Below are 14,070 nucleotides of genomic sequence, written 5' to 3' on the forward strand. Positions count from 1 at the left end.
GGTCCATCCGGGCGCTGAGCGAGACCTGCGTGAGCTTCTCCACCTGGGAGCCGACGACGTTGAGGTCCAGGCTCAGGCTCTCCGGGTCGAGGCCGAAGCGCAGGACGTTGGGCCGGACGTCCTCGTCCTGCCCGAACGGCAGGTGGGGGACGGGCCGGAAGCGCACCGCGACCTCCATGCGGTCACGGCCGAGGCCCTTGCCGGTGCGCAGCCGGAACCTGGTGCCGGTCCAGCGCCAGCTGTCGAGTTCCAGCTCGACCTCGGCGAAGGTCTCGGTCCGGCGGCCCGCGTCCACCCCCTCCTCGTCGGTGTAGGCGGGCACGTCGTGGTCGGCGATGCGCCCGGCGGCGTAGCGGGCCCGGCGGGTGCGGTGGACGACGTCGGCGTCGGTCAGGCGGCGCACCGAGCGCAGCACGTCCACCTTCCGGTCGCGCAGGTCCCGCTCGCCGAGGGTCAGCGGTGGCTCCATGGCGACCAGGCAGAGGATCTGCAGCAGGTGGTTCTGGATCATGTCCTTGAGCGCGCCGACGTGGTCGTAGTAGCCGGCCCGGCCCTCCAGGGCGAGGGTCTCGTCCCAGACGATGTCCACCTCGGCGATGTGGGTGCTGTTCCAGATCGGTTCCATGACCCGGTTGGCGAGCCGGCTGCCGAGCAGGTTCTGCACGGTGGTCATGGCCAGGAAGTGGTCGACGCGGAACACCGCCTGCTCGGGGAGCACGTCGGCGAGCAGCCGGTTGAGCTCCTCGGCGTCCCGCAGGCTCTCCCCGAACGGCTTCTCCGTCACGATGCGGCTGCCCCGGGGCAGTCCGGCCTCGTGCAGGGCGGTCACGGTGGCGGCGAAGAGCGCGGGCGGCAGGGCCAGGTAGACGGTGACCGGGTCGTCGCCGGCGACGAGGGCGGCCACCTCGGCGGGGTCGGTGACGTCGGCCTTGCGGTAGTCGCAGGCGGCCGTGACGGCGCGCACGGCGTCGTCGGGAAGGCCGGCGCCGTGGCGTGCGAACTGGTCGGCGGCCCACTGCCGGTACCGGTCGCCGTCCCAGTCCTCCCGGCTGCCGGCGGTCAGGCTGAACCGGTCGTCGATGTGCCCGGCGGCGTACAGGGCGGCCAGGGCCGGCAGGAGGTAGCGCCCGGTCAGGTCGCCGGTGCCGCCGAAGACGACGAGTCGTCGGATGTTCATCGCGCGCCGCCCTTCCCGCGTGCCGTGCGCCGTGCGGAGTCGGCGCCGGCGGCGCGGACACCGGTGCGGCCGATCGCCTGGGGGAAGTTGCCCATGATTGCTCCGGTCATCGGGTCGGCCGCGCGGGCGCCCCTCCGGTCCCCGCCCGGGCTTCTCCTGCTCACCCTCACCGAGGCCGCGGCGGGCCGCAATCGGGCTCCGTGGCGATTGGTGCGTTCAGGTCATCTCGCGGGATGGATCCTGCGCGCGGTGCGCAGGGTCGGCTCCTAGGCTGCTCATCATGACGAGCACAGGCGCGCAGAGAGCTTTCATCGGTTCGTTCACGACGAGCGGCGGGCGGGGGATCGTGCAGGCCACCGTCGATCCCGGCACCGGGGCGCTGACCCCGACGGACGCCGTCGCCACCGTGCCCAACCCGTCGTACCTCGCCCTCGGGCAGGGGGCGGGCGGGCCGGTCCTGTACTGCGTGTCGGAGACGGCCGAGGGAGCGGTGGCCGCCTATGACGTCTCCGGGCCCGCGCCGGAGCCGATCGGCCGTCCGGTGCCGGTGGGAGGGGCCGATCCGACGCATCTGGCCGTGGCGGGCGGCCACCTGGTGACGGCCAACTACAGCTCCGGCAGCGTCACGGCGCTCCCGCTGGCCGCGGACGGCGCCCCGGGCGCCCCGAGCGGGCTGCTGGGCAACAAGGGGTCCGGCCCGGACGCCGACCGGCAGGAGGGTCCGCACGCGCACCAGGTGGTGGTGCCCGAGGCGCCGGGCCGCTGGGTGCTGGGCGTGGACCTGGGCACCGACGAGGTGCGGGTGTGCGAGCTGGACGCGGCCTCCGGGGAGCTGCGGCTGCACGGGGCGCTGGAGCTGCCGCCGGGCACCGGCCCGCGCCATCTGGTCGTCCACCCGCGCGGCACGCACGTGTACGTGCTCGGCGAGCTGCGCCCGGTGGTCACCGTCTGCCGGTGGGACGCCGCGGCCGGGGAGCTGCGGGCGGTCGGCGAGCACCCGCTCTTCCCCGACGGCACGGACGCGCACGTCCAGCCCTCCGCCCCGGTGATCTCCCTCGACGGGCGGCGGCTGTGGGCGGCGGTGCGCGGCACGGACACCGTCGTGGTCCTCGCGGTCTCCGAGGACGGGGAGCGCCTGGAGGTCCTCACCTCGGTTCCGTGCGGCGGCAGCTGGCCGCGCGACCTGGTGCTGCACCCGTCCGGCGACCGGCTGTACGCGGCCAACGAGCGGTCGGGGGACGTGACCTGGTTCGACCTCGACGAGGACGGCGTGCCGCGGCGGGCCGGGTCGCTCGACGTGCCCGCGGCCTCCAGCGTCCTGTTCGTCTGAGAACGCGCCACCCGGCCCCGGGCGGAGACGGTCCGCCCGGGGCCGGGTGCGTGGGGCGCCAGGTGGGCCCGGCGGCTCAGTAGCGCAGCAGGGCCGCCACGCCGTCCGTGGCGGAGGCCGGGGGCAGCAGCTCGGTGAAGTTCGCCCCGCTGAGCGCGGCCGCGCGCAGCAGCAGCGTGCCGGCGGGGGCACTGAACAGGGCGGAGGCGTCGCCGAGTTCGGCCGGATCGGTGCCCAGGAGCTGGGGGTCGGTCCGGGAGGCGTAGAGGTCCGGGTCGCCCGAGCGGTCGGCGGAGAGCAGCAGGGTCTCCACCCGCCCCTCGGACAGCGCCTGCTGGACGGCGGGGATGCCCTGCAGGGCTCGTCCGCCCGCCGTCTCGGCCTCCAGCCGGTCCAGCACCTCGCGGTGGGCGGCCTCCATGGCCTCGCGGATCGCCTCGTCGGCGCCCGCCCGCAGGCCCTCCCGGGCCGAGTCGTCGGTACGGCCTCCCTCGACGTAGACGATCCTCCCGTTCGGCGGTTGGTCGCTCAGGTGTTCGCGCAGCAGCCCGATCGCCTTGGGATCGCCGGCGACGAGGACGACGGCGGCGTCCACCTCGGCGGCCGCCTCACGGACGCCCTCCGCGGCCTGCCCGGTGTTCTCCGACCACACCTGGACCGAACGCCGGTGGTAGGACTTCTGTGCCTCCTTGCCCGCCTTGACGCGGGTGATGTGGAGGGTGCTGCCGTTGAAGGTGCGCCGGTAGGACTCCTCGTGCGCGGCGGCCGGGTAGGCGTACACGTCGCCGCCCTCGCGGTCCACGGCGACCACCACGTGGGGCAGCTGGTGGTCGCGGTCGACGGCGAGGCCCAGCGGGTCGGCGACGGGGAGCACCAGGGCGCTGTCGGAGGCGGGAGGCTCGGCCAGGGTGAAGGCGCCCAGGACCCTGCCGCCCGAGGCGAACAGGGCCTCCCCCTGCGGGCCCGGCACGTCGGCGACGCCGCCGACCACCTCGTCGAGGGCCGCGAGCGTCTCCTCGTCCGCGCCCTGTTCGGCCAGTGACCGGCGCGCCGCGCGCCAGCGCAGTTCGATCTGTTTCTCGGCGTCGTGGGACGAACGGGTGGTGTCAAGGTGCACGGAGGCCACCGGGCCGTCCGCCTCGTACAGGGGCTGAAGAAACTCGAGGTCCATGGCGTTCAGGCCGGGCGGCCTACCCCTTCACAGGTGCGCGAGGATCAGCGTTGTGGTGCCTGTCGAATGTACTGTTTGTCATGATATGGCGCGCCTTCAGTGGCGCCCGGCGCCGACGGAGGAGGAACCATGACCGACCAGCGCGAGCAGGGGGAGCCGGGCCGGGTGGTGGTCGGGGTGGACGGGTCGGACCCGTCCAGGACCGCGTTGCGGTGGGCGGTCCGGTACGCGGAGCGCACCGGGGGGACCGTGGAGGCGCTGAACGCCTGGGACTTCCCGCACTTCCACGGCAGCCTGGGGTGGCTTCCCCCGCCCAGCAGCGACGAGGCGGCCCTGCGTACGCGGGCACTGGAGGAGCTCGAGGAGGCGGTGCGGGAGACCGTGGGGCCGACGCCGCCGGTGGGCATCCACAGCGAGGTGCGGTACGGCACGGCGGCCGGCGTGCTGATCGACGCGTCCCGGGGGGCCGAACTGCTGGTGGTCGGGGCGCGTGGGCTCGGCGGCTTCTCCGGGCTGCTGCTGGGGTCGGTGTCCCAGCACTGCGTGCAGCACGCCGCCTGCCCGGTGCTGGTGATCCGTCACACCGACGCCGATGCCGACACCGACACCGCCTCCGACGACCGTGCGTGACGGCGTTTCACACTCCGTGTGAGTGCGGGGTGTGCATATGCCAGACGCACACTCTCCCGACCTTCCCGCCGGCGTTGTTGACTGCTGGTACGACCATCGGCCGGCCGGGGCCGGGGGTCGGTGAGGGAAGGAGCGAACGGTGAACGCCACCCCTGAACAGCCGGTGGTGCCCAAGGAGGTCGCCGAGCTGCGCCGCCGTTGCGACGTGGCGCAGGCACGCGTCGACGGCGGACTGGCCCTGCTCGGCCACCGCGCCGAGGAGACGGCGAAGGAACTGGACGCCCTCGCCGAGCGGGTGACCGCGCTGGAACGCAACCGCTGGCCCCTGCGGGCGGTGGCCACGCTCGCCTCCGTGGGAGCGCTGGCCGTGACCCTCTGGCAGGCCATGGGCAACTGAGCCCTCGCGCAGAACCGAGCCCCCGGGCGGCACGACCGCGCGCACCACTCGCACGGTCGCACGTCGCACCGCGCCCCCCGGGCCGCACGCGCGCATGATGGTGCGGGTGATCAGCGTCCTCTTCGCCGTGCTCACCGCGTTCAGCAACGGCACGGCAACGGTGCTGCAGCGCCAGGCCGCCCGCCGGATCCCCGACGACCAGACGATGCGACTGTCCCTCTTCGGGCGGCTGCTGCGGCAGAAGGTGTGGCTGGCCGGCATCGCCATGGTGATCGTGGCCGCCGTCTGCCAGGCGGTGGCCCTGGCCACCGGACCGATCGCCCTGGTCCAGCCGATCTTCGTGATCGAGCTCCCGGCGACCCTGCTGATCGCGGGCCTGATCACCCGCACCCGGGTGCGGGGCCGCCTGTGGGCCGGGGTGGCCGCGGTGACGGGCGGGCTGGCGCTCGCCCTCGCCTCCGCCGATCCGGTCGGCGGACACGACGGCGTCGACGGGGAGATTTGGGTACTCGCGCTGCTGGCGACCGCCGCCTTCGAGACCGCGCTGATCGTCGCCGCGCGGGCCACCCGCGGCGACGCCCGTGGCGCGCTGCTGGGCCTGGCGGCGGCCTGCGCGTACTCGCTGACCGCGGCGCTGATGAAGGACGCGATGGCACGGCTGGACGCCGGCGGCGTGGGCGCGCTGCTGACGGCGTGGCAGCTCTACGCCACGGCCGTCGTGGGCGTGGGCGCGCTGTTCCTGCTGCAGAACGCCCTCCAGGCCGGCTCGCTGGTCGCGGTGCAGCCGCAGCTCACCCTCGGCGACGCGCTGATCAGCGTCTGCTTCGGGGTGACGCTGTTCGGCGAGCACGTGCGCACCGGCTGGTGGCTGCTGCCGCAGCTGGCCGGACTGGCCCTGATCGCCCTCGGCTGCGTCGTCCTGGCCCGCTCCCCCCTGGCCGCGGGGGAAGGCGCGGAAGAGGGCGCGCAGGGCGCCCCCTCCGCCGCCGCCTAGGGCACGGGTGGGGCCGGCCCGCCGCCGGGTCAGGCCGCCGGGTCCTGTCCCAGCCGCAGGTGGTGCAGGAGCAGCAGCGCGGCCGCCATGCCGGAGGCGGGCACCTCGCCCCGGGCGATCAGATCGGGGACGACCTTCAGCGGCACCCACTCCCGCCGCTCCGACTCGAAGTCGTCCACCGGGTGCCCGGCGAACTCCCCCCGGTCCGCCCAGTACACGTGGTGCCGCGCGTCCGTGAGCCCGTTGCTCGGCTCGACGCTCATCAGGTGCCGCAGCGGCCCCGGCCGCCAGCCGGTCTCCTCCTCCAGCTCGCGCGCCGCCGCCGCCGCGAGGTCCTCCCCGTCCTCCACCACCCCGGCGGCCAGCTCCCACCCCCAGCTGTCGGTGATGAACCGGTGCCGCCACAGCAGCAGCGCCTCGTCGGCCGCGTTGACGATCGTGGCCACGGCGACCGGCCGCATGCGGATCAGGTAGTGGTCCAGGCGCCGCCCGTCGGGCAGCCGGACGTCGGCCAGGTTGACGTCGAACCAGCGATTTCCGTACACCGGTTGCTCACTCAGTTTCGCCCACTGCATGTTTCTGCCACCTTTCGACGGTTCCCGACGAGTGAGTGGCAATATCGCAGCAGCGCGGGGGCCGCCAGCAGGGCCCATGGGGAGCAGAACGGCTCGCGGCACGGCTCGTGCGGGGCCTACGGCAACGGCACGCGCAGCGCCGCGTCGATGAGTTCGGCCGCCTCGCGGGTGCTCGCGCAGTCGCTGCGCAGCAGGTGTTCGCGCACCGTGCGCAGCCGGTCCCGCAGCCGCTGGGACTCGACGCCGCGGGCCAGCCGGGCCATCTCCGCGGCGGTGACCGCCGCCTTGTCCGCGTCCCCGCGGCGCAGTTCGACCTGGCTGAGCATGGCCAGCCGGTGCACCCGGCCGCGGTCGTGCGCCGGAGTGCCGACGGCGGCCTCGGCGTGCGCCCCTGCGGCGGTCAGGTCGCCGAGGCTCAGCAGCGCCTCCGCCACCTGCACGTTGACCAGACCCGGCTGGACGTAGCCCGTCTCGTCGGGTTCGTGGCCGCGGTGGATGCGCTCGGCGGCCTCCTCGGCCCGCCGGATGCGGGCGAGCGCCCCCGCACCGTCGCCGAGGTGGGCGTACGCCTTGGCCTGCATGGCGTACAGGTCGGAGGCGAGGGCCGGGGTGATGTCCCGCCCGGCCGTGCGTAACGCCGCCTCCGCGAACGCGACGGCCTGGCGGAACTCCCGCATGAACAGCGCCTGGTTGACGAGCAGGGCGATGACGTACGCGCCCAGTCCCCGGTCCCCGCTGGCCTTCGCCAGCCGCAGCGCCTGGTGGAAGTACCGCTGGGCGAGGCCCTGGACGTCGGAGTCGTAGGCGCAGATCCCGGCCACGGCCACCAACGCGCCAGTGGCCCGGTGCAGTTGACGTCCGGTGGAGTCGGGGTAGCTGCCCCGCAGCAGCGGCGCCGCCTCGTTGTTGAGGAAGCCGACCACCCTGGCGCGGGTCGCCACCCCGCCCGCCTTGCGGTACATGTGCTCGTAGTGGGTGCGCGCCGCCCGCAGCGTCTCGATGTCGTCCGGGGACACCCGGAGGCTGCCGCCGCGGGAGACGTCGGCGTCCTCCGGCGGGTTCTCCCACTCCCACACCGGCATCACGGCCGGCGTCCCGGTGACGGCGGGCGCGCCGAGGACGTGCGGCCGCTGGAGTTCGTCGGAGCGCCACAGCGCGGTGGCGCGGTCCACGAAGCCGGACAGCGAACCGGCGTGCGGCGAGGCCGGCGCGCCGGGGACGCCGAGGCCGATGTCGTCCAGGGTGACCGGACGGCGCAGGCGGGCGGAGAGCACCTCGCAGATCAGGTCGGGCACCTGGCCGCGGGGCCGCTGCCCCTTCAGCCACCGGGCCACGGCCGTGTGTTCGTAGCGCAGGGGCAGACCGCGGGCCTGCCCGGCGGCGTTCACCCGGGCGGCCAGACCGGCGTGCGAGACGCCCGCCTCGTCGAGGAGCGCGTCCAGCAGGGTGTTGGGCTGTCTCGGGGTCATGTGGGGTCCCCTCCGGTGCCTCGGTTCCGCCAGGGTAGTGGGTCCGGGTTCACACGGGGTGCGAACGGAACGCCACACGAGGGCCGGTGCGCGTGCTTACGCCACGCCGGGCCGGCAGGGTTCCCTGGTCGCTCGGCGGGCCGCCGTCTCCCCCCTCACGCCACCGACGCCGGCCCGCCGTCCACCCTTCCCGGCACGGGAGCGGGCCCGCTCTCCTTCCCCCGCACGGGAGCGGGCCCGCCCTCCGGTGAGGAGGACGGGCCCGCGTCCGGGTGGAGCCCCGGTACCCCTGGCGGTCACGCCCCGCGCAGCACCGCGCCGAAGCGCTCGGCGGCCGTGGCGACCGCCGCGTCGCGCGCGGCCGAGGCCTCGTCCGCGGTCAGCGTCCGGTCGGCGGCGCGGAAGCGCAGCGCGTAGGCGAGGGACTTGCGGCCGTCGCCCAGCTGCTCCTCGTTGCGGTAGACGTCGAACAGCCGGATGGCCTCCAGCAGTTCGCCCGCCCCCTCGCGCAGCGCGGCCTCGACCTCGGCGGCCGGGACGGCCTGGTCGACGACGAGCGCCACGTCCTGGGTGGCGACCGGCATGGCGGAGATCCGCGGCGCGTGCAGGAGGCCGGCCGAGGCGCGCTCCAGCGCGTCAAGGTCGATCTCCATGGCCGAGGTGCGGGCCGGCAGGCCCAGCGTCTTCAGCACGCCGGGGTGCAGCTCGCCGGCGTGGCCGATGACCCGCTCCTCGCCGTCGAGCACGACCACCAGCTCGGCGCAGCGGCCCGGGTGCCACGGCTCGTACTGGCCCTTGCGGACGATCAGCTCCGTCCCCGCCTCACGGGCGAGGATCCGGGCCGCCTCGACGGCGTCGGCCCAGTCGGACGGGCGTCCCTTGCCCCACCAGCCGGCCTGCTCGCGGGCGCCGGCCAGGACGACCGCGGCGTGCTTGGGCTGGTCGGGCAGCGCGGCCTGGAGGGTCGCGAGGTCCTCGTCGGCGGGACGGCCGTGCACCGGCAGGATGCCGGCGACGCTCCGCTCGGCCTTCGGGTGGAAGACCAGGCCCGCCTCGAAGAGCGCGAGGTCGTGCGACCCGCGGCCGTCGTTGCGCCGCAGCGCGCCGAGCAGGCCCGGCAGCAGCGTGGTGCGCAGCGCCGGCTCCTCGTCGGAGAGCGGGTTGGCGAGGGTCACCAGGGTGCGCCGCGGGTCGTCGGCGGGGACGTGCAGCTGGTCGAGGACCGCGGTGCCCATGAACGGGTAGTTGAGCGCCTCGACGTAGCCGGCGGCGGCCAGCGCGCGGCCGATCCGGCGGTGCAGCCGCTGACGGGGGGTGAGCCCGCGTCCGGCCGGGGGCCGGGGCAGCGTGGAGGGCAGGTTCTCGTAGCCCTCGAGCCGGATGACCTCCTCGGCGAGGTCGTTCGGGTCGGTCAGGTCGGGCCGCCAGGACGGCACGGACACGACCAGCTCGTCCTGCCCGTAGACGTCGCAGCCGATCTCCTGCAGGCGGCGCACCACCGTCTCGCGGCCGTACGCCATGCCCGCCACCTTGTCGGGGTGGTCGGCGGGGATGGTGATGGTGGCCGGCGCGGAGGGCGCGGCGACCTCGGTGACGCCGGCGTCGGCGGTACCGCCGGCCAGCAGCACCAGCAGGTCGACGGTGCGCTGCGCGGCGGCGGCCGCGGCCTGCGGGTCGACGCCCCGCTCGAAGCGGCGGGAGGCCTCGCTGGACAGCTTGTGCCGGCGGGCGGTGCGGGCGATGGAGATCGGGTCGAAGTGCGCGGCCTCGATGACCACCTCGGTGGTGTGGCTCTCCAGACCGTCGCCGATCTCGGTGTGGGCGCCGCCCATGACGCCGGCCAGGCCGATCGGCCCGCGGTCGTCGACGATGACCAGGTCCTCGGGGTCGAGGGTGCGGGTCACGTCGTCGAGCGTGGTGAGCTTCTCGCCCTTCTCGGCGCGGCGCACGCCGATCGCGCCCTGGACGCGGGTGCGGTCGTAGGCGTGCAGCGGCTGGCCGAGCTCCAGCATCACGTAGTTGGTGATGTCGACGGCCAGCGAGATCGGGCGCATGCCGGCCTTCTGCAGGCGGCGCTTGAGCCAGATCGGGGACCGGGTCTCCGGCGCGATGCCGGTGACGGTGCGGGCGGTGAACCGGTCGCAGCCGCGCGGGTCGGTGATCTGGACGGGGTAGCCGAACGCGTTGGGCGCGGGCACGTCGAGCAGCGCCGGGTCGCGCAGCGGCAGGCCGTAGGCGGTGGCGGTCTCGCGGGCGACGCCGCGCATCGACAGGCAGTAGCCCCGGTCGGGGGTGACGGCGATGTCGAGGACCTCGTCGACCAGCTCGAGCAGCTCGATGGCGTCGGTGCCCACCTCGTGCTCCGGCGGCAGGACGATGATGCCGTGGGTGCCGTCGTCGCCCATGCCGAGCTCGTCGGTGGAGCAGATCATGCCGTGGGAGGTCTTGCCGTAGGTCTTGCGGGCGGCGATGTGGAAGCCGCCGGGCAGGGTGGCGCCGGGCAGGACCACGACGACCTTGTCGCCCACGGAGAAGTTCCGCGCGCCGCAGACGATCTCCTGGGGCTCACCGGTGCCGTTGGCCTGGCCGACGTCGACGGTGCAGAAGCGGATGGGCTTCTTGAAGCCCTCCAGCTCCTCGATGGTCAGCACCTGGCCGACGACGAGGGGGCCCTTGAGGTCGGCGCCGAGCTGCTCGACGGTCTCGACCTCCAGACCGGCCGAAATGAGCTTGGCCTGGACGTCGCGCCCGGTCTCCGTCGCCGGCAGGTCGACGTACTCCCGCAGCCAAGAAAGCGGGACCCGCATCAGATCTCCATCCCGAACGGCCGGGTGAACCGGACGTCACCCTCGACCATGTCTCGCATGTCTTCGACGTTGTGGCGGAACATCAGCATCCGCTCGATGCCGAACCCGAAGGCGAAGCCGCTGTACTTCTCCGGGTCGACGCCGCAGGCGGTGAGCACCCGCGGGTTGACCATGCCGCAGCCGCCGAGCTCGATCCAGCCCTCGCTGGAGCAGGTGCGGCAGGGCCGGTCGGGGTTGCCGATGGACTCGCCCTTGCAGACGTAGCAGAGCATGTCCATCTCGGCGGACGGCTCGGTGAACGGGAAGAAGTTCGGCCGCAGCCGGGTCTTCATGTCCGCGCCGAACAGCGCCTGCACCATGTGGTCCAGGGTGCCCTTGAGGTCGGCCATGGTCAGGCCCTCGTCGACGGCGAGGAGCTCGATCTGGTGGAAGACCGGGGTGTGCGTGGCGTCCAGCTCGTCGGTCCGGTAGACGCGGCCGGGGCAGACCACGTAGACCGGGGCCTCGCGGTCGAGCAGGGTGCGCGCCTGCACCGGCGAGGTGTGGGTGCGCAGCACGACACCGGACTCGCCGTGGCCCGCGGCGGAGCCGCTGTCGGACCCGGTCTCGGGGCCCTCGACGAAGAAGGTGTCCTGCATCTGCCGGGCCGGGTGGTCGGGGCCGAAGTTCAGGGCGTCGAAGTTGAACCACTCCGCCTCGACCTCGGGGCCCTCGGCGATCTCGTAGCCCATCGAGACGAAGACGTCCGCGACGCGCTCCATCATGGTGGTCAGCGGGTGGCGGGCGCCGGCCGGGACGCGGTCGTAGGGGAGGGTGACGTCCACCGACTCCTCGACCAGGACACGGGCGTCGCGCTCGGCCTCCAGCTCCGCCTGACGGACGGCGAGGGCCTTGTTGACGGCGCCGCGGGCCTGGCCCACGCGCTTGCCCGCCTCGGCCTTGGCCTGCGGCGGCAGGGCGCCGATCTCGCGGTTGGCGAGAGCCAGCGGCGAGGCGCCGCCGGCGTGGGCGGTCTTCGCCTCCTGGAGGGCCTCGAGCGAGTCGGCGGCGGCGAAGGCGGCGAGCGCCTCGTCCCGCATGCGCTCGATGTTTTCCGGTTTCAACGCCTCGACCTCTACCGGGTCGTACGACTTATTCGGTGCCGACATCTCTTCCCGTGCTCTTCCGATTGGCTGGCTGGAGTGGCCCCGCCGGGACGGCCTGTCCTGGGCCGCCGTCCGGGTGGTGGGACAACGTGTCCCGGGAACGGGGACACAAAGGTGCCAGGGGCCGAGTCTAACGGGGCGGGTACGCGCTGATGCGCCCGTGGGCCGCGGTCCGGCGTCGGTGACCTCTGGAGGTGGTCCCTCAGAGGAGGTACGCCGGGGTGCCCACGGGCAGGGTAAATCGGAACTGGGCGCCGCCCGAGGCGGCCCGCCCGACCGTGATGACCCCGGAGTGGGCCTCGACGATGCCCTTGACGATGTAGAGCCCGAGGCCGGTGCCACCGCGCTTGCTGCCCCGCCAGAAGCGGGTGAAGACGCGGTTCATGGACTCCTCCGGGATGCCGGGGCCCTCGTCGCTCACCGTGACCGACGTGACGGCCTCCTCCCCTTCGCGGGGCGAGGCCTGGGCCGTGACGTCGATGGTGACAGTCCCGCCGCCGTGGCGCACGGCGTTTTCCAGCAGGTTGCCGAGCACCTGGTCGATCTTGTCCGGGTCGGCCCACAGGCCGGGCAGCGGCCGCTCGACGCGCAGCAGGAAACGGTCGGGGCTCTGGCCGGCGGCGACGTAGGCCTGGATGTGGCGGTCGACGGCGGCGGCGATGTCGACGGGCTGGCGGCGCAGCTCGAGCCGGCCGGAGTCGATGCGGGAGATGTCGAGGAGCTCGGCGATCAGCCGGGTGACACGGTCGGCGTCCGCGTCGACGGTCTCCAGCATCAGCCGCTTCTGGTCGTCGGTGAAGCGCTCCCACTTGGCCAGCAGGGTGGCCGTGAACCCCTTGACGGAGGTGAGCGGCGAACGCAGCTCGTGGGCGACGGTGGCGATCAGCTCGGCGTGGCTGCGCTCGGTGCGGCGGCGGGCCTCGGTGTCGCGCAGGCACACCACCACCCGGCGGACCGGGCCGGTGGGGCGCTCACGGACGTAGCGGGCGGAGACCAGGACCTCGCGGCCGCCGGGCAGCAGCAGGTTGCGCTCGGGCTGGCGGGTGCGGATGGTCAGTCCGTCGTAGGGGTCGGTCAGCCGCCACCAGCGGCGGCCTTCCAGGTCCTCCAGCGGGAGGGCCCGCTCCAGGGACAGTCCGAGGGCCTCGCCGGCCGGGGTGGCGGTGATGCGCTCGGCGGCCGCGTTGAAGCAGACCACCCGGCCGCGCTCGTCGGCGACCACCAGACCGTCGGGGAGCTCGTCGGGGCCCACCGCGGGCGGGTCCGGCGCGTCCTCGCGCGGGGGCGGCGCGCCCGGCGCGATGCCGGACGGCGTGCCCGTTGGTGTCCTGGTGCCGACGCTCATCCCCGTACCCGCCTCTGTCTGTTGGGAGGGCCCCCGAGGCAGCCACCCTACTAGCTGTCGGTGACGGAGCGGCACCCTCCGGAGGCGCGCTGTGCACGGGCGGACGCGTAGAGGCACACCGCGGCGGCCGTGGCGAGGTTAAGGCTCTCGGCCTTCCCGTGGATCGGGACGCGCACCACGGCGTCCGCCAGCGCGCGGGTCTCCTCGGGCAGGCCCCACGCCTCGTTGCCGAAGACCCAGGCAGTGGGCCCGCCCATGGAGCCGGTGTCCAGCTCGTGGTCGAGGTCGTGGGTGCCGGCGCCGTCGGCGGCCAGCACGCTCACCCCGGCCTCCTTGAGCCCGGCGACGGCCCGCTCCACGGGCACGCCGACCGCCACCGGCAGGTGGAAGTGGGAGCCGACGGAGGCACGGACGGCCTTCGGGTTGTAGAGGTCCACGGAGGCGTCGGTGAGCACCACGGCCTCGGCGCCCGCCGCGTCGGCGCAGCGCAGCACGGTGCCCGCGTTGCCGGGGTCGCGGACGTTGGCGAGGACGGCGACCAGCTTCGGGCGGGCGCGGAGGATCTCCTCGAACGGGGTGTCCAGGAACCGGCAGACGCCGACCAGGCCCTGCGGGGTGACGGTGGTCGAGATGTCGGCGATCACCTGCTCGTCGGCCAGGTGGACCCGGGCGCCGGCCGCGCGGGCCTCGCCGACGATGTCCGGGTAGCGGTCGGCCGCCTCGGGCGTGGTGAACAGCTCCACCAGGGTGGCCGCGCCGTCCTGCGCGCGGTGCGCCGCCGCCTCACGGACCGCCTGCGGCCCCTCGGCGAGGAAGAGCCGCTCCTTGCTCCGGAAGTTCCGCTTCGCCAGCCGCCGGGCTGCGGCGACACGAGGGGAACGCGGGGAGATCAGCTCGGGGGCTGCGGAGGGCATGGGCTCACCTTCGGGAGAAGCGGGAAGCGGAGGGGCCTCGGCTCCGGCGGGGAGCCTGGGCTCCGGCGCCTGTCCGACGACGGGGCGGGCGGGGACGCGCGGACCCGACACGGGAC

At 74.4% G+C, this 14,070-nt stretch carries 12 protein-coding genes; 4 read left to right on the top strand and 8 right to left on the bottom strand.

Features of this window, described 5'->3' with window-relative positions; genetic code table 11:
* A partial coding sequence (locus ACOV8S_RS24275; protein ID WP_448320276.1) for a glucose-6-phosphate dehydrogenase occupies positions 1-1,177 on the bottom strand: 1,177 nt, incomplete at its 3' end.
* A gap of 280 nt (positions 1,178-1,457) precedes the next feature.
* On the opposite strand from ACOV8S_RS24275, the gene ACOV8S_RS24280 reads away from it, so the two are divergent.
* A complete protein-coding gene (locus ACOV8S_RS24280; RefSeq protein WP_448320278.1) occupies positions 1,458-2,507 on the top strand; it encodes a lactonase family protein in 1,050 nt (349 codons plus the stop codon).
* 76 nt (positions 2,508-2,583) lie between these two features.
* On the opposite strand, the gene ACOV8S_RS24285 is transcribed toward ACOV8S_RS24280, so the two are convergent.
* Positions 2,584-3,678 carry a baeRF2 domain-containing protein gene (locus ACOV8S_RS24285; protein WP_448320279.1) on the bottom strand — a complete coding sequence of 365 codons (1,095 nt, stop codon included), beginning with the start codon at positions 3,676-3,678 and terminating at the stop codon, positions 2,584-2,586.
* 129 nt (positions 3,679-3,807) lie between these two features.
* Between ACOV8S_RS24285 and ACOV8S_RS24290 the strand changes: the two genes are divergently transcribed.
* The 3 genes from ACOV8S_RS24290 to ACOV8S_RS24300 all read left to right on the top strand — a co-directional run bounded on the left by ACOV8S_RS24290 (position 3,808) and on the right by ACOV8S_RS24300 (position 5,699).
* Positions 3,808-4,308, top strand: coding sequence for a universal stress protein (locus ACOV8S_RS24290; protein ID WP_448320281.1), 501 nt, complete (start codon positions 3,808-3,810; stop codon positions 4,306-4,308).
* Between the two features lie 139 nt (positions 4,309-4,447).
* Complete coding sequence (locus ACOV8S_RS24295) at positions 4,448-4,705, top strand: hypothetical protein (protein WP_448320283.1); 258 nt, start codon at positions 4,448-4,450, stop codon at positions 4,703-4,705.
* Between the two features lie 106 nt (positions 4,706-4,811).
* Positions 4,812-5,699 (top strand): DMT family transporter, encoded by an 888-nt coding sequence (locus ACOV8S_RS24300; protein WP_448320284.1) that lies wholly within the window; start codon positions 4,812-4,814, stop codon positions 5,697-5,699.
* 29 nt (positions 5,700-5,728) lie between these two features.
* Here the strand turns inward: ACOV8S_RS24300 and ACOV8S_RS24305 are convergent, their stop codons facing one another.
* The 6 genes from ACOV8S_RS24305 to ACOV8S_RS24330 all read right to left on the bottom strand — a co-directional run bounded on the left by ACOV8S_RS24305 (position 5,729) and on the right by ACOV8S_RS24330 (position 13,954).
* Positions 5,729-6,274 (bottom strand): NUDIX domain-containing protein, encoded by a 546-nt coding sequence (locus ACOV8S_RS24305; protein WP_448320285.1) that lies wholly within the window; start codon positions 6,272-6,274, stop codon positions 5,729-5,731.
* A 116-nt stretch (positions 6,275-6,390) separates the two neighbouring features.
* Positions 6,391-7,743: a transcriptional regulator gene (locus tag ACOV8S_RS24310; protein ID WP_448320287.1), complete on the bottom strand. Its 1,353-nt coding sequence runs from the start codon at positions 7,741-7,743 to the stop codon at positions 6,391-6,393.
* Between the two features lie 296 nt (positions 7,744-8,039).
* The gene (gene pheT / locus ACOV8S_RS24315; RefSeq protein ID WP_448320288.1) at positions 8,040-10,550 is read right to left on the bottom strand and encodes a phenylalanine--tRNA ligase subunit beta; all 2,511 of its coding nucleotides are present in this window, start codon (positions 10,548-10,550) and stop codon (positions 8,040-8,042) included.
* A complete protein-coding gene (gene pheS, locus ACOV8S_RS24320) occupies positions 10,550-11,698 on the bottom strand; it encodes a phenylalanine--tRNA ligase subunit alpha (RefSeq protein ID WP_448320290.1) in 1,149 nt (382 codons plus the stop codon). Before pheS ends, pheT begins: the two co-directional genes overlap by 1 nt.
* A gap of 199 nt (positions 11,699-11,897) precedes the next feature.
* Positions 11,898-13,040: an ATP-binding protein gene (locus ACOV8S_RS24325; protein ID WP_448320291.1), complete on the bottom strand. Its 1,143-nt coding sequence runs from the start codon at positions 13,038-13,040 to the stop codon at positions 11,898-11,900.
* 50 nt (positions 13,041-13,090) lie between these two features.
* Positions 13,091-13,954 carry a TrmH family RNA methyltransferase gene (locus tag ACOV8S_RS24330; RefSeq protein ID WP_448320293.1) on the bottom strand — a complete coding sequence of 288 codons (864 nt, stop codon included), beginning with the start codon at positions 13,952-13,954 and terminating at the stop codon, positions 13,091-13,093.
* Between the last annotated feature and the right edge of the window lie 116 nt (positions 13,955-14,070).

Source organism: Streptomyces sp. CO7 (assembly GCF_053474865.1).

Bases quoted from the DNA above. Each gene is read 5' to 3' on its own strand.
- ACOV8S_RS24280 (WP_448320278.1), top strand. From the start codon at position 1,458: ATGACGAGCACAGGCGCGCAGAGAGCTTTCATCGGTTCGTTCACGACG.
- ACOV8S_RS24285 (WP_448320279.1), bottom strand. From the start codon at position 3,678: ATGGACCTCGAGTTTCTTCAGCCCCTGTACGAGGCGGACGGCCCGGTG.
- ACOV8S_RS24290 (WP_448320281.1), top strand. From the start codon at position 3,808: ATGACCGACCAGCGCGAGCAGGGGGAGCCGGGCCGGGTGGTGGTCGGG.
- ACOV8S_RS24305 (WP_448320285.1), bottom strand. From the start codon at position 6,274: ATGCAGTGGGCGAAACTGAGTGAGCAACCGGTGTACGGAAATCGCTGG.
- ACOV8S_RS24310 (WP_448320287.1), bottom strand. From the start codon at position 7,743: ATGACCCCGAGACAGCCCAACACCCTGCTGGACGCGCTCCTCGACGAG.
- pheT (WP_448320288.1), bottom strand. From the start codon at position 10,550: ATGCGGGTCCCGCTTTCTTGGCTGCGGGAGTACGTCGACCTGCCGGCG.
- pheS (WP_448320290.1), bottom strand. From the start codon at position 11,698: ATGTCGGCACCGAATAAGTCGTACGACCCGGTAGAGGTCGAGGCGTTG.
- ACOV8S_RS24325 (WP_448320291.1), bottom strand. From the start codon at position 13,040: ATGAGCGTCGGCACCAGGACACCAACGGGCACGCCGTCCGGCATCGCG.
- ACOV8S_RS24330 (WP_448320293.1), bottom strand. From the start codon at position 13,954: ATGCCCTCCGCAGCCCCCGAGCTGATCTCCCCGCGTTCCCCTCGTGTC.